The 21,198-nt window shown below is 43.6% G+C and carries 16 protein-coding genes, 2 tRNA genes and 3 rRNA genes; 8 read left to right on the top strand and 13 right to left on the bottom strand.

What is annotated here, in order from left to right; translation table 11 throughout:
• Nucleotides 1-63: 63 nt before the first annotated feature.
• The 3 genes from AC4MDD_RS02485 (at nucleotide 64) to AC4MDD_RS02475 (ending at nucleotide 2,405) form a co-directional block, all read left to right on the top strand.
• A complete protein-coding gene (locus AC4MDD_RS02485) occupies nucleotides 64-399 on the top strand; it encodes a protein tyrosine phosphatase family protein (protein ID WP_176538309.1) in 336 nt (111 codons plus the stop codon).
• Nucleotides 392-817, top strand: coding sequence for a protein tyrosine phosphatase family protein (locus AC4MDD_RS02480; RefSeq protein WP_279045049.1), 426 nt, complete (start codon nucleotides 392-394; stop codon nucleotides 815-817). Before AC4MDD_RS02485 ends, AC4MDD_RS02480 begins: the two co-directional genes overlap by 8 nt.
• Before the next feature lie 211 nt (nucleotides 818-1,028).
• The gene (locus AC4MDD_RS02475) at nucleotides 1,029-2,405 is read left to right on the top strand and encodes a dihydrolipoyl dehydrogenase (RefSeq protein WP_279045058.1); all 1,377 of its coding nucleotides are present in this window, start codon (nucleotides 1,029-1,031) and stop codon (nucleotides 2,403-2,405) included.
• Between the two features lie 580 nt (nucleotides 2,406-2,985).
• On the opposite strand, the gene rrf is transcribed toward AC4MDD_RS02475, so the two are convergent.
• The 8 genes from rrf to AC4MDD_RS02435 form a co-directional block, all read right to left on the bottom strand.
• A 5S ribosomal RNA gene (rrf, locus tag AC4MDD_RS02470) occupies nucleotides 2,986-3,100 on the bottom strand.
• A 175-nt stretch (nucleotides 3,101-3,275) separates the two neighbouring features.
• Nucleotides 3,276-6,169 (bottom strand): 23S ribosomal RNA (locus AC4MDD_RS02465).
• Between the two features lie 435 nt (nucleotides 6,170-6,604).
• A tRNA-Ala gene (locus tag AC4MDD_RS02460) sits at nucleotides 6,605-6,680 on the bottom strand.
• Nucleotides 6,681-6,747: 67 nt separating this feature from the next.
• A tRNA-Ile gene (locus AC4MDD_RS02455) sits at nucleotides 6,748-6,824 on the bottom strand.
• Between the two features lie 61 nt (nucleotides 6,825-6,885).
• A 16S ribosomal RNA gene (locus AC4MDD_RS02450) occupies nucleotides 6,886-8,423 on the bottom strand.
• Together the 16S, 23S and 5S rRNA genes with 2 tRNA genes alongside form the textbook arrangement of a ribosomal RNA operon.
• 437 nt (nucleotides 8,424-8,860) lie before the next feature.
• Nucleotides 8,861-9,934 (bottom strand): DUF6670 family protein, encoded by a 1,074-nt coding sequence (locus AC4MDD_RS02445; RefSeq protein ID WP_279045024.1) that lies wholly within the window; start codon nucleotides 9,932-9,934, stop codon nucleotides 8,861-8,863.
• A gap of 27 nt (nucleotides 9,935-9,961) precedes the next feature.
• Nucleotides 9,962-10,792 (bottom strand): CDP-diacylglycerol--serine O-phosphatidyltransferase, encoded by an 831-nt coding sequence (gene pssA / locus AC4MDD_RS02440; protein ID WP_087011599.1) that lies wholly within the window; start codon nucleotides 10,790-10,792, stop codon nucleotides 9,962-9,964.
• Between the two features lie 43 nt (nucleotides 10,793-10,835).
• Nucleotides 10,836-11,693, bottom strand: a complete 858-nt coding sequence (locus AC4MDD_RS02435; RefSeq protein ID WP_004691214.1) for a 23S rRNA (adenine(2030)-N(6))-methyltransferase RlmJ — start codon at nucleotides 11,691-11,693, stop codon at nucleotides 10,836-10,838.
• Nucleotides 11,694-11,808: 115 nt separating this feature from the next.
• Here AC4MDD_RS02435 and AC4MDD_RS02430 point away from each other — a divergent pair, with 115 nt between their 5' ends.
• Both AC4MDD_RS02430 and AC4MDD_RS02425 read left to right on the top strand, forming a co-directional pair.
• Nucleotides 11,809-12,411: a 2OG-Fe(II) oxygenase gene (locus AC4MDD_RS02430; protein ID WP_279045027.1), complete on the top strand. Its 603-nt coding sequence runs from the start codon at nucleotides 11,809-11,811 to the stop codon at nucleotides 12,409-12,411.
• Nucleotides 12,412-12,483: 72 nt separating this feature from the next.
• Nucleotides 12,484-13,011, top strand: a complete 528-nt coding sequence (locus tag AC4MDD_RS02425) for a hypothetical protein (protein ID WP_004691217.1) — start codon at nucleotides 12,484-12,486, stop codon at nucleotides 13,009-13,011.
• A gap of 84 nt (nucleotides 13,012-13,095) precedes the next feature.
• Here AC4MDD_RS02425 and AC4MDD_RS02420 read toward each other — a convergent pair whose 3' ends face one another.
• The 5 genes from AC4MDD_RS02420 to AC4MDD_RS02400 form a co-directional block, all read right to left on the bottom strand.
• Nucleotides 13,096-13,353: a DUF2789 family protein gene (locus AC4MDD_RS02420; RefSeq protein ID WP_004691219.1), complete on the bottom strand. Its 258-nt coding sequence runs from the start codon at nucleotides 13,351-13,353 to the stop codon at nucleotides 13,096-13,098.
• A 105-nt stretch (nucleotides 13,354-13,458) separates the two neighbouring features.
• Complete coding sequence (locus AC4MDD_RS02415) at nucleotides 13,459-13,719, bottom strand: DUF2789 family protein (RefSeq protein WP_004691222.1); 261 nt, start codon at nucleotides 13,717-13,719, stop codon at nucleotides 13,459-13,461.
• A gap of 173 nt (nucleotides 13,720-13,892) precedes the next feature.
• Nucleotides 13,893-14,879: a malate dehydrogenase gene (locus AC4MDD_RS02410; RefSeq protein WP_004691225.1), complete on the bottom strand. Its 987-nt coding sequence runs from the start codon at nucleotides 14,877-14,879 to the stop codon at nucleotides 13,893-13,895.
• 169 nt (nucleotides 14,880-15,048) lie between these two features.
• Entirely contained in the window at nucleotides 15,049-15,642 is a 594-nt protein-coding gene (locus tag AC4MDD_RS02405) for a ribonuclease T2 family protein (protein WP_491882590.1), read from the bottom strand.
• An 87-nt stretch (nucleotides 15,643-15,729) separates the two neighbouring features.
• The gene (locus AC4MDD_RS02400) at nucleotides 15,730-17,697 is read right to left on the bottom strand and encodes a lytic transglycosylase domain-containing protein (protein WP_491882245.1); all 1,968 of its coding nucleotides are present in this window, start codon (nucleotides 17,695-17,697) and stop codon (nucleotides 15,730-15,732) included.
• Nucleotides 17,698-18,006: 309 nt separating this feature from the next.
• Between AC4MDD_RS02400 and miaB the strand changes: the two genes are divergently transcribed.
• From miaB to ybeY, 3 genes are read left to right on the top strand one after another with little or no spacing between them, the layout of a single operon-like run.
• Complete coding sequence (gene miaB / locus AC4MDD_RS02395; protein WP_491882244.1) at nucleotides 18,007-19,464, top strand: tRNA (N6-isopentenyl adenosine(37)-C2)-methylthiotransferase MiaB; 1,458 nt, start codon at nucleotides 18,007-18,009, stop codon at nucleotides 19,462-19,464.
• Nucleotides 19,465-19,502: 38 nt separating this feature from the next.
• Nucleotides 19,503-20,579, top strand: coding sequence for a PhoH family protein (locus AC4MDD_RS02390; protein WP_004977846.1), 1,077 nt, complete (start codon nucleotides 19,503-19,505; stop codon nucleotides 20,577-20,579).
• A 57-nt stretch (nucleotides 20,580-20,636) separates the two neighbouring features.
• Nucleotides 20,637-21,116, top strand: a complete 480-nt coding sequence (gene ybeY / locus AC4MDD_RS02385; RefSeq protein ID WP_151836985.1) for an rRNA maturation RNase YbeY — start codon at nucleotides 20,637-20,639, stop codon at nucleotides 21,114-21,116.
• Nucleotides 21,117-21,198: the final 82 nt, after the last annotated feature.

The raw sequence follows: 21,198 nt of genomic DNA, 5'->3' as shown, positions 1-21,198 counted from the left end.
TGAGCTTTCAGCTTAATGCTATCATAAAGCATATCTCGATTAGTTTAATTTTGGAGTGACAGCATGAGCGAAAATGTAGGCTTTGCAGGTCAAATTGGCCCAGAACATTTGGTTCAAGTGGTTGAAAAAGGGTTTAAATCTGTGATCAATAACCGCCCAGATATGGAAGGTGGTTCAGAACAACCAACCAGCGCTCAAATTGAAGAAGCAGCACGTGTTGCAGGCCTAGATTATGTCTATCAACCTGTGGTTGCAGGGCAAATCACAGAAGTGGATGTACGAACTTTTGCCAATCATTTCAATGAGCTACCAAAACCTGTTTTAATGTTCTGCCGTACAGGCAATCGCTCAAACAACTTATACCAACTAGCGAAGCAAATGGACCTGTTAGATGACTAAACGGTTGTTTAAAAGTGTCATCTGCACTGCTCTGATTTTAACGAACAGTGTATTGTGGGCGGCAACGAATAACCTGAGTCAAGCACTCAGCCCACAGCTCAGTATTTCAGGGGAAATGACCCAAGACAAGTTTCAACGGTTGATAAAACAAGGTTTTAAGTCGGTCATAGTCAATCGACCAGATCAAGAACAAGGTAATACCGTTCGCGTTGATCAACTGCGTAATATTGCGGAACAGTCCAAAGTCAGCGTAATTTACCAACCGGTTACCAGCAGTAAAATTTCTGAAACAGACGTGGTCGAATTTGCTAAATATTATAATGAATTGCCCAAGCCTATTTTAATGGTCTGTAAGAGTGGTGCTCGCTCTAGTCTGCTGTTCAATCAGGCAAAACAACGAGGATTACTCCATGAATAAACTGTTGCTGCTTTTACTCTGCTGTACCTTAATGACAGCATGTAGTTCAATGAATGTACGTCCTACCGTTGGGGTAAGCGTTGGTACTGGCTTATAAGTCAAATGAAAGTAAAGACGGCATCTAGTGCCGTTTTTTTTTACAAAATATAATCATCTACAGCCCTGAATATGTTAACTATAGAGTATGTCTCGCTTAGATAAACGTTTGCTTATGTATGATCTGATTATTATTGGGGCTGGAACTGCGGGTATCGCAGCCTACCAACAAGCCGTGAAGTCCACACAAAATCTATTAATCATTAATGATGGGCCATGGGACACCACTTGTGCACGTGTCGGCTGTATGCCCTCAAAAGTCCTGATTTCTACAGCAAATCGTATGCATGATATTCAACATGCGGATCGTGTCGGATTGCAAGTAGAGTCAAAAATAGACAATAGTCAGGTCATGCAACACGTACAAAAACTCCGTGATCGCTTTACCCACAACACCCTTAAAACCGTAGAGAGCTGGCCTGAGTCTCATAAAATTCAGGGCCGTGCTCGCTTTGTCGATTCAAAAACGGTCGAAGTTAATGGGCAACACTACCAAGCCAAAAGCTTTATTTTAGCTGTAGGCTCCACACCTAGCTTTGACCCAGCATGGAAGGATGAACTTGGTGATCGTCTCATCACCTCCGATCAAATCTTTGAACTCAATGCTTTACCCAAATCTTTAGCGGTGATTGGGAGCGGAGTCATCGCGATTGAACTTGCGCAAGCCATGCAACGACTTGGCGTCAATACCACAGTCTTTGCACGTAGTCGTAAAGTCGGCGTTCTGACCAGCCCGAAATTGCAGCAGTTGGCACAAACAGAAATTAGCACTGAACTTGAGATCAAGTTCGAAGTTTTACCCACTAAAATTAAGTATATAAACGATCAAGTTGAAATTAGTTTTATTGAAAATGGTCAGCCTAAAACACTCAACGTTGATTACTTACTGGTTGCCACAGGACGAAGTAGTCTTTTAAATACCCTTAAACTCGAAAATATCGATACCTCATTCACGGACTTAAAACATTTACCTGTTGATCCTGAGACCAAACAACTCGCCGACTATCCGATTTTTATCATTGGCGATGCACATACTGATACTCCATTACAACATGAAGCCGCTCACGAAGGTAAAGTTTCGGTCAAAAATGCATTGAACTTTCCCACTATAGAATCATGTAAGACCCTAACGCCTTTAGGTATCGTGTTTAGTAGCCCAGAAATGGCAATGGTTGGACAAAACTTTAAGCAACTACAAAGTGCACCTATCGATTTTGTCATAGGCGAAGTATCTTATGCTAAACAAGGACGTGCATTGGTTCTGGGTAAGAACCATGGGGCCATTGAGATTTATGTGGATAAAAGCAGCCGAAAACTACTGGGTGCTGAATTACTCACAGAGTCTACTGAACATTTGGCCCATTTACTGGCATGGATGATTGCAGAACAGCTCACTGTCGATGAAATTTTAGAAAAACCATTTTATCACCCAACCCTTGAAGAGGGTTTACGAACGGCATTAAAACATGCACGTCGACAGCTAGATACCTAAACTGCGAAATTCATGATTCATGTTCTTTTAATAAGGTTTTCTGTGTGCAATTAAACGATTTCATCAACGCTGGGCAGCAAGCTATAAACCATTCGCTGCATACGTTGATTTAATTACAAGACACACGCTTGGTAGATTTGCGGTAAAGTTCTTATTTTAGTGCGTAACTTAACTAATCTAAAACACATTAATGCCCCTAATAAACTATGAGTTGTAATATATTTATTTTCATCTCAGGAATAGCTATTTTCTCCAAATAATTGCTTAATTACTGAATAATTCCACAATATTCTTACTTTTGTTTAGAGAATAAATTTATTGCCACTATAGAAAGCATGCCAATCAAATAGTTTAGTGAACATTAAGAAAACTTAAAAGGTGCTCTATAACTTCTTGTAAATAAGACATAAAAAACCAGCAAATGCTGGCTTTTTTACCATTTTACCATTTATGCCCTTATAGATAGCTTATTTTCTGCTCTTTTCATCTGGTTACTTCTTCTTATTTTTCCCTATTTTCAACCTTCCTGCATAAAAAAATCCCCCTATCTCATTTGAGTTAGGGGGATTTAGAATTAATGAGCTGGCGATGACTTACTCTCACATGGATAACTCCACACTACCATCAGCGCTAAGAGGTTTCACTTCTGAGTTCGGGAAGGGATCAGGTGGTTCACTCTTGCTATTGTCGCCAGCACAACTGTTTATGACTATTCGTTGGGTCTAACCTCAGAGCAGTGCTCTTCGTGCCTAACTTTCATCAAATGAGTTATTAACAGGTATATTTGAGTTGGATATTTTATCTAGCTTTATAACTAAATCAAGTTGTTTGCAGTGATTTGAACCACAACACCAACTGTTTGGGTGTTGTATAGTCAAGCCTCACGAGCAATTAGTATTGGTCAGCTTCACATATCACTATGCTTCCACATCCAACCTATCAACGTCGTAGTCTTCAACGGCTCTTTAGAGGACATAAAGTCCTAGGGAAATCTTATCTTGAGGTAGGCTTCCCGCTTAGATGCTTTCAGCGGTTATCCCTTCCGAACATAGCTACCCGGCGATGCGACTGGCGTCACAACCGGTACACCAGAGGTTCGTCCACTCTGGTCCTCTCGTACTAGGAGCAGATCCTCTCAAATTTCCAACGCCCACGGTAGATAGGGACCGAACTGTCTCACGACGTTCTAAACCCAGCTCGCGTACCTCTTTAAATGGCGAACAGCCATACCCTTGGGACCTGCTTCAGCCCCAGGATGAGATGAGCCGACATCGAGGTGCCAAACACCGCCGTCGATATGAACTCTTGGGCGGTATCAGCCTGTTATCCCCAGAGTACCTTTTATCCGTTGAGCGATGGCCCTTCCATACAGAACCACCGGATCACTAAGACCTACTTTCGTACCTGCTCGACTTGTGGGTCTCGCAGTTAAGCGCGCTTTTGCCTTTATACTCTACGCGTGATTTCCGACCACGCTGAGCGCACCTTCGTACTCCTCCGTTACTCTTTAGGAGGAGACCGCCCCAGTCAAACTACCCACCAGACATGGTCCTCGTCCCGGATAACGGGACAGAGTTAGAACCTCAATATTACCAGGGTGGTATTTCAAGATTGGCTCCACCGAAACTAGCGTCTCGGTTTCAAAGCCTCCCACCTATCCTACACAAGTAAGATCAAAGTTCAATGTCAAGCTGCAGTAAAGGTTCACGGGGTCTTTCCGTCTAGCCGCGGGTACACCGCATCTTCACGGCGAATTCGATTTCACTGAGTCTCTGCTGGAGACAGCGCCCCCATCATTATGCCATTCGTGCAGGTCGGAACTTACCCGACAAGGAATTTCGCTACCTTAGGACCGTTATAGTTACGGCCGCCGTTTACTGGGGCTTCGATCAAGAGCTTCGCTTACGCTAACCCCATCAATTAACCTTCCAGCACCGGGCAGGCATCACACCCTATACGTCCACTTTCGTGTTTGCAGAGTGCTATGTTTTTAATAAACAGTTGCAGGGGCCTGGTTTCTGTGGCTGCCAATAGCTCAAGGAGTAAATCCTATCACCGTCGGCAGCGTACCTTCTCCCGAAGTTACGGTACCATTTTGCCTAGTTCCTTCAGCAGAGTTCTCTCAAGCGCTTTGGTCTACTCGACCTGACCACCTGTGTCGGTTTCGGGTACGATTCCTATGTAACTGAAGCTTAGAGACTTTTCCTGGAAGCATGGTATCAGCCACTTCACTGTACAAGTACAGCTTGCTATCAGTTCTCAGCATACAGTACCCCGGATTTGCCTAAGATACATGCCTACAACCTTCCACCTGGACAACCAACGCCAGGCTGACTTAACCTTCTCCGTCCTCTCATCGCATTACATAGAAGTATTGGAATATTAACCAATTTCCCATCGACTACGCCTCTCGGCCTCGCCTTAGGGGTCGACTCACCCAGCCCCGATTAACGTTGGACTGGAACCCTTGGTCTTTCAGCGTGCGAGTTTTTCACTCGCATTGTCGTTACTCACGTCAGCATTCGCACTTCTGATACCTCCAGCATACTTCTCAATACACCTTCATCGGCTTACAGAACGCTCCCCTACCACTTGCAATAAATTGCAAATCCGCAGCTTCGGCATATAGTTTTAGCCCCGTTACATCTTCCGCGCAGGCCGACTCGACTAGTGAGCTATTACGCTTTCTTTAAAGGGTGGCTGCTTCTAAGCCAACCTCCTAGCTGTCTATGCCTTCCCACATCGTTTCCCACTTAACTATAATTTTGGGGCCTTAGCTGGCGGTCTGGATTGTTTTCCTCTTGACTACGGACGTTAGCACCCGCAGTCTGTCTCCCGGATAGTACTCATTGGTATTCGGAGTTTGCATCGGTTTGGTAAGTCGGGATGACCCCCTAGCCGAAACAGTGCTCTACCCCCAATGGTATTCGTCCGAGGCGCTACCTAAATAGCTTTCGGGGAGAACCAGCTATCACCGAGTTTGATTAGCCTTTCACCCCTATCCACAAGTCATCCCCTGGCTTTTCAACGACAGTGGGTTCGGTCCTCCAGTTAGTGTTACCCAACCTTCAACCTGCTCATGGATAGATCACCCGGTTTCGGGTCTACACCCAGCAACTAAACGCCCTATTAAGACTCGATTTCTCTACGGCTCCCCTATGCGGTTAACCTCGCTACTGAATGTAAGTCGCTGACCCATTATACAAAAGGTACGCAGTCACCGAACATGTCGGCTCCCACTGCTTGTATGCATGCGGTTTCAGGATCTATTTCACTCCCCTCACAGGGGTTCTTTTCGCCTTTCCCTCACGGTACTGGTTCACTATCGGTCAGTCAGGAGTATTTAGCCTTGGAGGATGGTCCCCCCATATTCAGACAAGGTTTCACGTGCCCCGCCCTACTCGACATCATCATATCAGCCCTTTCGTGTACAGGACTATCACCCACTATGGTTGCACTTCCCAGAGCATTCCACTAAAACTGATATGACTTAATGGGCTTTTCCCCGTTCGCTCGCCGCTACTGAGGGAATCTCAATTGATTTCTTTTCCTAAGGGTACTGAGATGTTTCACTTCCCCTCGTTCGCCTCGTATGACTATGTATTCATCATACGATACCTGCCTTATGACAGGTGGGTTTCCCCATTCAGAAATCTCCGGATCACAGGATATTTGCCGCCTCCCCGGAGCTTATCGCAGGCTATTACGTCTTTCATCGCCTCTGACTGCCAAGGCATCCACCACATGCACTTAATTACTTGACTATACAACCCCAAACAGTCGTTAATCCCTACAAGTAGGATTAAGACAGTCTATGATGATTTCTCATCACTTCCTTACAGTTTGTTGTTCTGTGTACTTAAACACTGTACAGCTTCAATTCAATTCACATACCAAAACGCTTGATTCAGTTAATTTCGCTAGTAACTCATTTCTTCAATCTTCATCAATCAGTAATAAATCACTGTTAATGTCGATCTTAAAAACGAGTATGAACAAATTATTTCAACTCAAATATATTCTGTTAATGATTTTTCCAGCCTTCGTCAGGTCAGGAAACTGTGATAAATCACAGAAGTTAATAAGTTATCTACTTACTAATTTCTGTAATCCAACCTATCTGCGCGAAGCATAGCTTCTTGCTTAAATTTCAAGGAAAAGCCTTAAAGCAGTGCTTTAAGTTTTCTATTCTTAAAATTTGGTGGAGACTAGGAGAGTCGAACTCCTGACCTCCTGCGTGCAAAGCAGGCGCTCTACCAACTAAGCTAAGTCCCCAGCTTATCAATAAGTCAATGTTTCTGTTTTCTGTATTCAGCATTTAACAATGCTTGTTAGTCAGATTTGGTGGGTCTGACAAGACTTGAACTTGTGACCCCACGCTTATCAAGCGTGTGCTCTAACCAACTGAGCTACAGACCCTCAGATACATCGTCATGAAGAACAACTTGTTGTGGATTCTTACCAATCGTCAATCTTTCGTTAAGGAGGTGATCCAGCCGCAGGTTCCCCTACGGCTACCTTGTTACGACTTCACCCCAGTCATCGGCCACACCGTGGTAAGCGTCCTCCTTGCGGTTAGACTACCTACTTCTGGTGCAACAAATTCCCATGGTGTGACGGGCGGTGTGTACAAGGCCCGGGAACGTATTCACCGCGGCATTCTGATCCGCGATTACTAGCGATTCCGACTTCATGGAGTCGAGTTGCAGACTCCAATCCGGACTACGATCGGCTTTTTGAGATTAGCATCCTATCGCTAGGTAGCAACCCTTTGTACCGACCATTGTAGCACGTGTGTAGCCCTGGTCGTAAGGGCCATGATGACTTGACGTCGTCCCCGCCTTCCTCCAGTTTGTCACTGGCAGTATCCTTAAAGTTCCCGGCTTAACCCGCTGGCAAATAAGGAAAAGGGTTGCGCTCGTTGCGGGACTTAACCCAACATCTCACGACACGAGCTGACGACAGCCATGCAGCACCTGTATGTAAGTTCCCGAAGGCACCAATCCATCTCTGGAAAGTTCTTACTATGTCAAGACCAGGTAAGGTTCTTCGCGTTGCATCGAATTAAACCACATGCTCCACCGCTTGTGCGGGCCCCCGTCAATTCATTTGAGTTTTAGTCTTGCGACCGTACTCCCCAGGCGGTCTACTTATCGCGTTAGCTGCGCCACTAAAGCCTCAAAGGCCCCAACGGCTAGTAGACATCGTTTACGGCATGGACTACCAGGGTATCTAATCCTGTTTGCTCCCCATGCTTTCGTACCTCAGCGTCAGTATTAGGCCAGATGGCTGCCTTCGCCATCGGTATTCCTCCAGATCTCTACGCATTTCACCGCTACACCTGGAATTCTACCATCCTCTCCCATACTCTAGCTTCCCAGTATCGAATGCAATTCCTAAGTTAAGCTCAGGGATTTCACATCCGACTTAAAAAGCCGCCTACGCACGCTTTACGCCCAGTAAATCCGATTAACGCTCGCACCCTCTGTATTACCGCGGCTGCTGGCACAGAGTTAGCCGGTGCTTATTCTGCGAGTAACGTCCACTATCCTAGAGTATTAATCCAAGTAGCCTCCTCCTCGCTTAAAGTGCTTTACAACCAAAAGGCCTTCTTCACACACGCGGCATGGCTGGATCAGGCTTTCGCCCATTGTCCAATATTCCCCACTGCTGCCTCCCGTAGGAGTCTGGGCCGTGTCTCAGTCCCAGTGTGGCGGATCATCCTCTCAGACCCGCTACAGATCGTCGCCTTGGTAGGCCTTTACCCCACCAACTAGCTAATCTGACTTAGGCTCATCTATTAGCGCAAGGTCCGAAGATCCCCTGCTTTCCCCCGTAGGGCGTATGCGGTATTAGCATTCCTTTCGGAATGTTGTCCCCCACTAATAGGCAGATTCCTAAGCATTACTCACCCGTCCGCCGCTAGGTAATGTAGCAAGCTACATCACCCCGCTCGACTTGCATGTGTTAAGCCTGCCGCCAGCGTTCAATCTGAGCCATGATCAAACTCTTCAGTTAAAAATCATTAGTAGCTTATGGCTACAAATCTTGGCTCATCAATTTTCTGACAAATATTTCTCAAATAAACTTCGAGTAATTTCTACCATCAATCAATGAAATATTTTCGATCGATCAATTAGTAAAAATCCACACAAGTTGTTCTTCATAATCTCTTAATGATCTTCTTGCTGATTCGTCATCAGCAAGCTAGGTCGGCTATACTACTCTCTTTCAAGAAGAAGTCAACTGGTTTTGTTAATTATTTTTAAACTTATTCAAGACTCTCAGATTCTACCACTTGGGCTAAATCCTTGTTTCTTAACAAGTTTTAATCAACATCACCGCCGATGGATGTGCATTCTACAGTATTTCCAAACCAACACAACCCCCTTTACTCAATTTTTTATAAAAAAACTCCCACTTGTTTATTTATTCAGCAAAATATCGCTTTTTTCTTATTTTTTGAGTGAAAAGGGAACAATTTCTCCAATTTCATTTCGGTTTTTTTCTTGCGATTTTTTTTCTTGCCACTTTAATGCACGACAATCCACATATTCACAATAACCACTTTCGCCCTGTTCCTCATAATTATCCAGTTTGAGTTGATATTTAAAGCTACCTACATAACCCGCAGCCAAACCAAATTTAAAATCACCACGACTTTGAGCGTAAATATGAATGTTATGTCCCTGCTCATCTTGATAATGCCATTCAAACTCTCGCGGTAAATACATTTTTTGCCCATTGGGAGTTTTCACAGCAGGATAAACACGATGAACTTGAAAGCGCACCATCCGATCAAACATATGGGTTTGTTGTTTGTGCAAATCACGTATATAGATACGTGACTGTACAATTCGATTAAACGAATCCCGAATTTGTTCTAGCAATAGCTGGCGCTGATCCAGCAGATTAATGACTTGATATGTGAAAAAGGCCAAGGGTAAATAACTAAAGTCGATACTGCGCGCGTATTCAAAAGCCCCTAACTGGTCAATGTCATAGCGCTGTTCTTTATATTTAATTTCTCCCTGACATCGACACAATACGGACCAATGCTCGGCAAGACCAAAACGCAATTTGGTGAAATGTGAAATCAGCGGTGTTGTTGTTATTTCAATTTCAAAACTCAATTCGGTGTCTTTTCTTTGAATTTGAAATTTTGGGAAGGTTCCCATGAGCTGTTCTTTATTGGCAAATTTAAATGTTTTTTCTTGAAATGAACATTCCGCAGAAATTGAATAACGGTTCAGCTGCCCTGCCATATGTGGACTACTGCTGGCCAATACCGTAGCAGTATCTAAAGGTGTAGTTCTGATTGCACTGTTATTGCGAAACATAGGCGTATTGGGCTGACCAATCATGCTCAAAAAATTTAAATAATGTAATGGTGCAGGAAGATTGGGAATGGTTAAAGCTTGATGAATAATTTTATATTTTTTATTGGGTGGATGATAAGCAGGGAGTGACCGTGAAGGAGTCTGATTAAGTTGTTTAGACTGATCGAGAAAATCTTGAAACAACCACATATCATACTCCTTCTACATATCATTAACTCATGATGGGCTGTGCTGACGTCGTGCTAAAAACGTAGTAATAAAGCCAGATAATGCATAAATCAAGGAAATGACCAAAATACCGACAGGAATATTGTAAGTCATTGCAGCAAAAATAAAGACCGCGATAGGAAGGACAAAAAATGGTACTCGCTTACGATCTACCGTTTTAAATGAATAATATTTAATATTCGAAATCATGAGGAGTCCGACAGACACAATCACTGCTGCGCTGATGGCTTGAATACCCCGCTCACGAATATCAAAAATTTCTGGGAAATCTAGTCCGACCCAAACCAATGAAATAATAATAATGGCAGCAAGTGGACTAGCTACACCAATAAAGTAACGCTTATCGACCACACCGATTTGCACATTAAAACGTGCTAAACGGAACGCAGCACAGGCGGTGTAGACAAAACAACACGCCAAACCAATACGACCGAGCGAATCCAAACTCCAGCTATACATCAAAATAGCGGGTGCAACACCGAACGCCAATAGATCCGATAAAGAATCATACTGCTCACCAAAAGCACTCTGCGCACCAATGGCTCGTGCAACGCGGCCGTCCAAGCCATCCAACAAAGCTGCCAAGAAAATGGCATAAATCGCTTGCTGGAAGTTGCCATTCATACTGGCAATGATGGAATAAAAGCCTGACAACAACGCTGCCGTTGTAATCAGGTTCGGCCACAAATAAATACCTCGACGTTTTACTTTTTGACCTTCCTGTGTGTGCTCTTCTTCTTCCACCTCGAAAGTAATCCCATCAAAAGTAGGCGTACTGCGGGGTGAAGATTCGCTTTCAGGTTTATTTATATTTGTCATTCTCTGTCGATCCTAATGTAGCCTTTTCTCTTATAGTCTATCTTTATTCGCCAACTAACCAACGAACAGCAGCATGACCACCATTTTCACTCATACGCAAATGTGGGAATAACCATTGTAGTGCTTCATCTGCATCTTCAGAAAACTTCCAAGGTGGGTTAATCACCAACAGACCACAACCGTTTAAGCCCACAGGGGTATCATCTGGCCAAACACATACTTCACAGATCAACTGACGGCGAATACCGGTTTTAATCATTTTCTTTTCAAAACGGTCAATCATTGCTCGGTCTTTGATTGGATACCAAATTGCAAACACACCCGTTGGCCATTTTTTATATGCAGTCGCTATGAGATCAACCAATTGAGGGAAATCTTTACGCTCTACTTCGTAAGGTGGATCAATCATCACCAATCCGCGTTTTTCTTTGGGTGGAATAACGCCAAATAGCCCTTCATACGCATCGCGCTCATGTAAGCCTGCGCGTTTATCACGAACGTTGTAATACAACTGTTGGAATACATCACGCTGCATTTCAAAAATGGTGGCTTTATCGATTTCGCGCATGCCTTCCAGTGCAAACCACGGCGAACCTGGATAAGCGCCCTTACCTGAACCTTCACGCATTTTTTCAACAATTTTTAAATACTGCTGAACACCTTCAGGCGCATTACGCTTAATCGAGTCATCAAGTTTTACTAAACGGTGAATACCATTTAAGAACTCACCCGACTTTTGTGCTTCTGAAGTCGATAAATCATATTTACCAGCACCGCCATGCGTATCAATATAACGATACGGTTTATCTTTTTGATTGAGGCGAGTCAAAATCTGAAGCAAAAGGACATGCTTCATGACATCTGCAAAGTTACCTGCATGGAAGTGGTGACGGTAATTCATGTTTCTATCATTCCTAAAATCAATGAGTATTTTAGCATGAAAAATAGTTTCGTTCAGATTGCTTTCATACACTAGAATAACCGTGGCTTTTCTTTGTCTTTTTTAGGTTAATGTAATGGAAGCAGTTCTTCTCCCAAAGTCTTGGAATGTTGATCAAATCCTAGATGATTTAGATCAACATGGTTTTGCCACCATTGATGACGCCTACTCTAATGACTATATACATCAACTCATTGAAGAATGTACTTCGAACTTAAACCGCTTTCGTGAAGCCGCTATTCAAAACGGTGTCATCAGCAAGATCCGTAGTGATCACATTTTATGGCTCAATCCCGAGCTCGTTATTTCCAATCATCATGTTCAAGCCCTTTATAGTTTGGGTCAGGAACTAAATCGTGCCTTTTATCTTGGTATTCGAGACGTAGAAGCACATTTTGCTTGCTATAACGCTGGCGAGTTTTATGCCCTACACCGTGATAATCCTCAAGGCAAAAATGGCCGCATGATTTCTACGGTTTATTATTTACACGAAGACTGGCAAGACGATTGGGGCGGTGAACTTCATCTGCAAGATAAAAATGACATTTGGCATGTGCTACAACCCAAACCGAATCGTATTGCGCTGTTTCAAAGTGACTTACTGCATGAGGTCTTAGAAGCTAAACATCAGCGTTTATCGATTACTGGATGGTTACGGAGTGACAGTACAATCCTGTGATTCAAGCAAAAAGACTTTAAATTGTAAGAAGTATCCTCATATACTGAACATCAATTGATGAGGATGTAACCGATGCGTGCCAGCAGTCAACAAATTATTCAGCGTATTGGTGAAACAGATCAACTCTACCTACAAGGCAATAGCCCTGAATTAGCCCTTGAGCGCGCTGATTTGCGCTTACAGTTAGTCACACTGAGCCAACTGCGCCAAGAGCAAGTCCACTTTTTACAAGAAGCAGTAGTATTACTTGAGCAAGGTCGAATTGAGTTTGAGGAAATGCCTCTGTCTTTGTACCTCAATTTGTCTTTGCACCTTGCTAAGGCTTATATGTTGTACTTTGAAATTACCAAAGAAGATCGCTTTGCGTTGATTACACAGCAAATTTTAAAACCACTGACCAGCTATGGTCAGGGCGATATTTACCTGTTTTTGGCCTATGCCTCGGTCAGTAGAAAAGAGTCAGCATTGGCACGACACTGGCTTGGTAAATATGCGAAAAGCACCGAGTTTGATTTCGTTTTACTGCGTGAACATGCCGCTTTTGTTGACCTTCATCAAGAAGATTGGTTTATCAAGCTGATGCAAAGTAAATTACACTAAAATGCACAAATAAAAAACGCCTGAAATCAGGCGTTTTTTTATGGGTCAATTCTACTATTCAAATGACAACGGCATAAAATCAATTTAGGCAGTTTGAAGTTTATAAGCATCAAGATGTAGCTGTTGATTGAGTTCATCAACCATAATCGCCCAATCATCATCTTGAACCAAATGACTGATTAATAGCGCACGTTGTGCGGAATTCCAAAACGGTGCGTCGTGTAAAGATTGATGAGCAGGAAGTTGATGCGTACGAATATACAACTCGATGGCAGCCGCACTATTGGCGAGTCCCAGTTGCGAAAATAAAAGCTCTAAGGATGGTTTATGTTGACTGAGCATCTCGGCCTCCTTATCAATACTATTGTCAATTATTATTGAATTAACTTATATGTATTTTCTAAAAAAACCTAGTCATAAAACTAGGTTTGTTGTTTCAATTTGTGATTATAAATGACACGAACCTGAAAGCGTATGTTCTGTATGCAATTGTTCATTTAACAGGTCGACCACCATTGCCCATTCATCATCTTTTTTCCAATTACTGATAATGAAGTCATGCTGTGCTTTTGACCAAAAGGGTGCTTTATGTAATGGAACGTCTGAAGTAAGTTGGTGTGTTTCAATAAACTGATCGATTGCTTCCGCACTCGCATCAAGCCCCAATTGTTCAAATAAAAGTTCTAAAGTCGGTTGTTGGTCAAACATCATTGTTCTCCTCAAGCCCTGATCATGCCCTTTTAGAATAAACCTTTGCCCATCTACGCTCAGTTGTATCTACATCACAGCATGTTATTTTTTGTTCAATAAACACCCCATATAAAAAAGCACCCCAAATGGAGTGCTTTTTCAAAACAGATCTTAAACCGATCGGTTTTTAATTATTTAAGCATGTCAGCAATTGCTGCGCGCTCTTCTTCAAGTTCTTGAAGAGTTTTGTCCATACGCTCACGGCTGAACGCATCGATTTCTAGGCCTTCAACACGTGTGTATTCGCCATTTTCGCAAGTTACAGGAACACCGTACATTACGCCTTCAGGAATACCATAAGAACCGTCAGAAGGAATACCCATCGTTACCCATTCGCCATTTGTGCCAAGAGCCCAATCGCGCATATGGTCGATAGCAGCGTTCGCAGCTGAAGCAGCTGAAGACAAACCACGCGCTTCGATAATCGCAGCACCACGTTTACCAACAGTTGGAAGGAATACATTCGCGTTCCAGTCAGCATCGTTGATTTTGTCTTTTAAGCTTTCGCCGTTTACAGTTGCAAAACGGTAGTCAGCATACATCGTTGGAGAGTGGTTACCCCAAACAGTCATGTTTTTGATGTCTGCTACAGCAACACCCGCTTTTTGAGCAATTTGAGTCAACGCACGGTTGTGGTCAAGACGTAACATTGCTGTGAAGTTTTTCGCTGGAAGATCTGGAGCAGATTTCATTGCGATGTAAGCATTTGTATTTGCAGGGTTACCTACAACAAGTACTTTAACGTCACGGCTAGCAACTTCGTTTAGTGCTTGACCTTGACCGATGAAGATTTCACCGTTCACTTTCAATAAGTCAGCACGTTCCATACCAGGACCACGTGGACGTGAACCAACCAATAACGCGTAGTCAGCATCTTTAAATGCAACTTTTGGATCATCAGTACCGATCATGCCAGCCAATAATGGGAAAGCACAGTCGTCTAATTCCATCATTACGCCTTTAAGCGCAGCTTGAGCTTTCTCAAAAGGAACTTCTAACAATTGCAGAATAACTGGTTGGTCTTTACCTAACATTTCGCCACTAGCGATACGGAATAATAGGCTATAACCGATTTGACCAGCAGCGCCAGTAACGGCAACGCGAACAGGTTGCTTCATGTACTTATCTCCATTTGAGGAACGTTATATGATTAAATAGCTGTTCTATCTAATCTTAATAATCATAAACGGCAAAGATTGTACTCCAATACTTTGGCAGATGCATGTAAAAGAGAATGAATTCCAACAAAAGTATGATAGGAAATATAAATTAATTTAAGGAAAGAGATTAGTAAGAACCCTTGATCGCAAAAGAATTTGGGCAGTTTTCTTGTATATTCTCTGCACAGCCTTTGTACTGACCATTGGGTTTATAACAAACTTTGACTTCGGTCAAAATATTGGTTTGACGGTGAGTACGGCAGCTAAAACGTAACCCGCTTGCAGGCAGTCCAGGATTCAAACGTTGGAACTGTCCACGTAAGCTATGCAGTTGCGCGGTTTTATTTTCAGATGAAGTCAAATCTGCAGGGATTTTTAAACGTTCTGCATAATTAATCACGTTACGGAAATATTGACTGGCACTCATCGGCACACACCCCCCAATCTCTGCCCACAACTGACGACGTGCATGCTCATCGGGCATGACCCTAGCCACCACTTTAGTTTGAAGCGGAGACAATACAGCTGAAGACTTGGTCTGACACTCTCGTATCGTGGTTTCAGGGTACAAGCCTGTAATATTGAGTGAATAGCCTTCCAAACATTTCCGTTTCTTTGAGCCTTGGTTATCGAACAAACACACGGCGGGTGTCATTTGAACTTCCATCACATAGCCAAACACGGTCGGTGTTGCATGGGCTGATGTCGCAAAAAACCCCATAGCAATGCCGCTGCTGATCAACAGCAGAAGCTTTTGCGTTAAGACTGATTGGGATGACATCAAAACCATAAAATGCCTAGGCCTTTATTATTGACTTCTAAATGGAATATTTTGCATGCGCTGGGTGATTGACTGTGGGCCCTGTCCAAGCAGAACACCATAATGTGTCGCATTACTCATGACATGCTTAACGTAATCGCGAGTTTCAGTCAGAGGAATACTTTCTGTGTATTGATCCGCCGCAATCGGCTGATTATCAGGCTGCCAACGGCGCGCACGATTTGGCCCTGCGTTATAACCTGCTGTGGCAAGTACAGGACTGTTGCTTAATTGGCTTTGAATCATGGACAAGTAGAATGTGCCATAACGAACATTGGTATTCATATCACTCAGTGCAGCAGGATTATAGGTTTCACCCATTTGTCTAGCGACTAGTTTTGCCGTATCTGGCATGATTTGCATCAAACCACCTGCCCCCACATGCGAGCGAGCATGGGTAACAAATCGGCTTTCTTGGCGCATTAATCCATACGCCCATGCAGGATCTATGCCTGCATTGCGACTATGGCTGACCACATAGCTTTGATGCGGCATGGCATAACGATAACTGTAGTTATGTTGCTTGACGGTTCGATCGGCTGCATAGATCGCGCGGTCATACCATCCCATTTCGGTTGCACGTTTGGCAGCAGCCAAAATTAAGCCATCATCTTGTTTTAAATACGCTTGTCGAACTGCCCAATTCCATTCACGGTTGACATAATTGTCTGGCGCATTGACGTTGCGCAGTGCAAAAGCGCGGCTAAAGTGAATATCTTGGCTCAAACGCTGCGCATCCGCATTGCTCGGTTGGGTATTGGCTGGAATCGTTTGATAACGCTGACCAATACGATCTTTTGCCAATAAGTTATGATAATCGTCACCTACTGACAATTTTTTGAAGATCTCGCGCGCCAGTGCTTTTGACTTTGCATCACCACGTTGTTCTGAAGCTCGGGCTAGCCAATATTGCCAGCGGTCTTCTTGTTTCTGCGTCACACTCATGCCATCAATGGCACGAATGACACTCTCCCATGCACCGAAACGAATGGCTTGGCGTGCATAGATTTCAGCTTCTTCTTCACTCAGTGCTAAACCATAACTCCGATCGAAGGCTTGCAACACTTCCACATTAAAATTGTTTTTCATAACGGTTGTGCCACCGATATACCCCACAGCGCGATACAACGCTTTTTGCACCGACTCAGGTGTTCCTTCTGCAGCACGCTTGACCGACGCCAGTGCAGTATTTAGATCACTGTCGGCTAAACGGCCAATGGCATAAATTAAATACGCTTGATCTGCCGCCGACGCTTTCGGTGCTGACCAGAGATAGTTCAGCGGATCGGCTTGAATGCTATTCAGCTGGGCCAAAGACAGATTCATGTCAATGGTCTGTGCAGTTGCAATCGCTTGACCTGACTGCCCTGCACGTAGCTGCGCCCATAAACGTTGTTGTTTGTCTTGTTCCGTCATCAGTGGACTAGACAACATCATGCGCCCTAGCCCCGTACAAGACTCAGGCTGTGAATTGGTCGTGAGCCAAACATCTTTATATTCAGCAAAAACCAAAGGGTCGCCAGACTTGGCACGGACTTGTGCTATAGCACAACTTTCTGCGCGATCTGCATTGGACACATAGGCCAATACCGGCTGCGCAGAAGTAAAGTCGGCCATTTTGACTTTTTCTTCGATGTAATCTGCTGCTAACTTCTCAGCCATAGCAGATTGGGGATAGCGCTGTGCAAATCCGACAATATTCGCAGCAGGTTGCAATGCCAAATTACTGTTAAGCACCCAGTATTCAGGATAATAACCCAGTACATCACCCTGCATACTGCTTTGATATTGTTGTAATAAACCAACATTGCCTGCATTTGCTGCACGCAAGGCATCATTAAACTGTTCATCTGCGGCATGTGTCAATGCCGATAGACCTAAGGCAGCCACACCCAACGCAAACACTTGATAATATTTATTCTGTAATCGTTTTAACATGGGTTTGCCTTCAGTCATCTTTGGATTGCCTAGTCTCGTCTCATCATTTTCATTAGTTTAATAACTCATAACAGACTCTATTGTTCTCTTATGTAACCTTATGATTAGACAATATTAATTTTCCTGCATTTTCGCTTCACAAATCAATCTTTTTAGCTTCAGATTTAAAGCTATAAGTTTATTCAGATTTCCTGCTAAAATATGCGCCTTTCGTAGATTTCACATGGTGTTTGATCGCCCCTTTTTGTCGCCAGCCAAGCTCTGCTTTCGCCGCCACAGATACCGATCAGACACAAAAACCTAGATTTATCCCCCTTAGGAGCCTACATGACGGTTCAAACCTTCATTCCAAATGGTGCCCAAGCTGCCTCAGAAAACACTGTTACCCAGCCACAGCACACCCCAGCCATCGATGGATCAGTTAAAAAACTGTATATCGAAACGCAAGGGTGTCAGATGAATGAGTATGACAGTCACCGTATGGCAGACTTACTTGGCGACTCGCACGGTTATGTGCTGACCCAAGATCCGAAAGAAGCCGATATTCTACTGATGAATACCTGCTCGATTCGTGAAAAAGCCCAAGAAAAAGTGTTCTCTGAATTGGGTCGCTGGCGCAAGCTGAAAGACAAAAATCCAGACCTGATCATTGGTGTCGGTGGTTGTGTGGCCTCTCAAGAAGGTGACAACATTCAAAAACGTGCCAACTATGTCGACATGATTTTCGGCCCACAGACCTTGCACCGTTTGCCACAAATGCTGGATCAGCACTTTGATCAAATCGAAAAACCCAAGAAAGAAAAAATCAAATTGGTGGATATTTCTTTCCCTGACATTGAAAAATTCGACTTTTTACCTGAACCGCGTGTGGAAGGTTACAAGGCTTTTGTTTCAATTATGGAAGGTTGTTCAAAATATTGTTCATTCTGTGTGGTGCCCTACACTCGTGGTGAAGAAGTTTCTCGCCCATTGGATGATGTTTTAGCAGAAATTGCGACATTAGCCGAAAAAGGCGTACGTGAGATTTCTTTATTGGGTCAAAACGTGAATGGTTACCGCGGTGAAACGTTCGAAGGCAATATCTGTACTTTTGCAGACTTGTTACGTCTTGTTGCAGAAATCCCGGGGATTGGGCGTTTACGCTACACCACTTCACATCCGCTTGAATTTAATGATGACTTGATTGAATGTTACCGCGACCTACCGCAAATGGTGTCGCATCTGCATTTGCCTGTACAAAGTGGCTCAAACGATGTATTGCAAGCCATGAAGCGTAACCACACCATTGATGTGTATATCGACAAAATTGCCAAATTACGCAAAGTCCGTCCAGATATGCATTTATCCAGTGACTTCATCATTGGCTTCCCGGGTGAAACCGATGAGCACTTTGAAGAAACCTATCAATTCATCAAAGATATGGACTTCGACCATTCCTACAGTTTTGTCTATTCAAAACGTCCGGGTACACCTGCGTCTGACCTTGAAGACACCACCTCTGAAGACGTGAAAAAAGAACGTTTATCCAAAGTCCAAAAGTGGATTAAGCAATCGAGTATTGACAAGACCGATGCCATGCTCGGCACCATTCAACGCGTTTTGGTCGAGAAAGTTTCAGACAAAGATCCAAACCTACTGATTGGCACGGCGGATAACACTCGTTATGTGAGTTTTATTGGTGATGCAGCATGGGTCGGACGTTTCGCTGAAATCGAAGTGACAGAGATTAAAACTTTGAATTTTGTTTATGGTGAACTCTTGAATCTTGAGCCTGACGTGGCGTAATGTAAGGGAATAGATTCTGACTACTTAAAGGAATTCTCTTGACTGCAGCGATTCGACGTACAGTAACTTTTCCTGGGGTTTCAATAGAACGTTTAAAGAGCATGCTCGGTGCTTATAACGGTCATTTGAAACAAATCGAACAGCGTTTAGATGTCACTATTTCCCATCGAGGTGATGCATTTTATGTCGATGGTGAAATGGATGCAGTTGAGAGAGCCGAAGGTCTGCTCCATCGCCTGCATGAAGAAGCAGAAAATACGGCACAAATCAGTGCCGATACCTTACACCTCATGATTCAAGGCAGTCAGACTGACCGTGAATTGCAAGAAGACCTCGACGGGCAAGAGCACACTGGTTTAGATGAAGTGTGGCTCCAAACCCGTAAAGGTCGTATCAATCCACGCGGTGCCAACCAAAAGCGTTATGTGCAGCGTATTCTACAAAGTGATATTTCTTTTGGTATTGGACCTGCGGGTACAGGTAAAACCTATCTCGCAGTTGCGGCCGCAGTCGACATGCTAGAACGTAATGAAATTCAACGGATTTTATTGGTTCGTCCTGCCGTTGAAGCGGGTGAAAAACTCGGCTTTCTACCGGGTGATTTAAGCCAGAAAATTGATCCGTATTTACGCCCACTCTACGACGCCTTGTATGAAATGCTTGGCTTTGAAAAGGTAGCCAAACTGATTGAACGTCAGGTGATTGAAGTGGCACCACTGGCTTATATGCGTGGTCGAACTTTAAACCACTCTTTCGTGATTTTAGACGAAGCGCAAAACACCACGCCTGAACAAATGAAAATGTTTCTCACACGTTTAGGCTTTGGTTCGCGTGCGGTGATTACAGGCGATATCACACAGGTCGACTTACCACGTGGTCAGCAATCTGGTCTGGCGCATGCTTTACGCATCATCGACAAAATCAAAGAAATTCACATTACCCGCTTCCACTCTCGTGATGTAGTACGTCACCAATTAGTGCAAAAAATTGTTGAAGCTTATGAGGGATGGGATGCTGAACAACATCGCTTAACGGCTGAAGCTCGTGCTGAACGCAAAGCGCGTCAAGAGGCCTTAGTTGCTGAAAATGATGCCGCTGCCGATGCTCAGCATTAAGTTAAAGTCTGCGGGCATTTTAAAATGCCCGCAGATATCATTATTTAAGGATCTATTTTGAAACTGAGTCTTTCTCTACAACAGGACTTTCAAGCACCTGATTTGGTCTTGAAACGTGGCTATATCAAAAAAGTTGTAGAAACTGTTTTACGTCATATTGGCACACAAAGTAACTGTGAAATTGGCATTGCTTGTGTCGACCATGACGAAAGTCATAAATTGAATTTGGAATATCGCGGCAAAGATAAATCAACCAATGTATTGTCTTTCCCGAGCGACTTACCCGATGAAATGGCGCAAATCCTTGACTCATTTCCTATTGGTGATTTGGTCATTTGTATTCCTGTGGTGCTGTTAGAAGCGAAAGAACAAAACAAAGCGCCACTGACGCATTTCACCCATATGCTGGTCCATGGCACTTTGCACCTCATGGGCTATGACCATGAAACGTCAGAAGCAGATGCTGAAGAAATGGAAGGTATCGAAATTGAAATTTTGGCTAAACTTGGTTTTGAAAACCCTTATTTAGAACAATAGCTATTAGATCTGAAACAACTCACCCGATTCATCTCGATGTGTCGGGTTTATTTATGCTAAAAATAATACAAGATGAAAAAAT

The organism is Acinetobacter sp. CAU_H_29a_1, from assembly GCF_058599505.1.
This window is presented reverse-complemented; position numbering and strand designations above follow the sequence as displayed.

Bases quoted from the DNA above. Each gene is read 5' to 3' on its own strand.
- AC4MDD_RS02485 (WP_176538309.1), top strand. From the start codon at position 64: ATGAGCGAAAATGTAGGCTTTGCAGGTCAAATTGGCCCAGAACATTTG.
- AC4MDD_RS02480 (WP_279045049.1), top strand. From the start codon at position 392: ATGACTAAACGGTTGTTTAAAAGTGTCATCTGCACTGCTCTGATTTTA.
- AC4MDD_RS02475 (WP_279045058.1), top strand. From the start codon at position 1,029: ATGTATGATCTGATTATTATTGGGGCTGGAACTGCGGGTATCGCAGCC.
- AC4MDD_RS02445 (WP_279045024.1), bottom strand. From the start codon at position 9,934: ATGTGGTTGTTTCAAGATTTTCTCGATCAGTCTAAACAACTTAATCAG.
- pssA (WP_087011599.1), bottom strand. From the start codon at position 10,792: ATGACAAATATAAATAAACCTGAAAGCGAATCTTCACCCCGCAGTACG.
- AC4MDD_RS02435 (WP_004691214.1), bottom strand. From the start codon at position 11,693: ATGAATTACCGTCACCACTTCCATGCAGGTAACTTTGCAGATGTCATG.
- AC4MDD_RS02430 (WP_279045027.1), top strand. From the start codon at position 11,809: ATGGAAGCAGTTCTTCTCCCAAAGTCTTGGAATGTTGATCAAATCCTA.
- AC4MDD_RS02425 (WP_004691217.1), top strand. From the start codon at position 12,484: ATGCGTGCCAGCAGTCAACAAATTATTCAGCGTATTGGTGAAACAGAT.
- AC4MDD_RS02420 (WP_004691219.1), bottom strand. From the start codon at position 13,353: ATGCTCAGTCAACATAAACCATCCTTAGAGCTTTTATTTTCGCAACTG.
- AC4MDD_RS02415 (WP_004691222.1), bottom strand. From the start codon at position 13,719: ATGTTTGACCAACAACCGACTTTAGAACTTTTATTTGAACAATTGGGG.
- AC4MDD_RS02410 (WP_004691225.1), bottom strand. From the start codon at position 14,879: ATGAAGCAACCTGTTCGCGTTGCCGTTACTGGCGCTGCTGGTCAAATC.
- AC4MDD_RS02405 (WP_491882590.1), bottom strand. From the start codon at position 15,642: ATGGGGTTTTTTGCGACATCAGCCCATGCAACACCGACCGTGTTTGGC.
- AC4MDD_RS02400 (WP_491882245.1), bottom strand. From the start codon at position 17,697: ATGACTGAAGGCAAACCCATGTTAAAACGATTACAGAATAAATATTAT.
- miaB (WP_491882244.1), top strand. From the start codon at position 18,007: ATGACGGTTCAAACCTTCATTCCAAATGGTGCCCAAGCTGCCTCAGAA.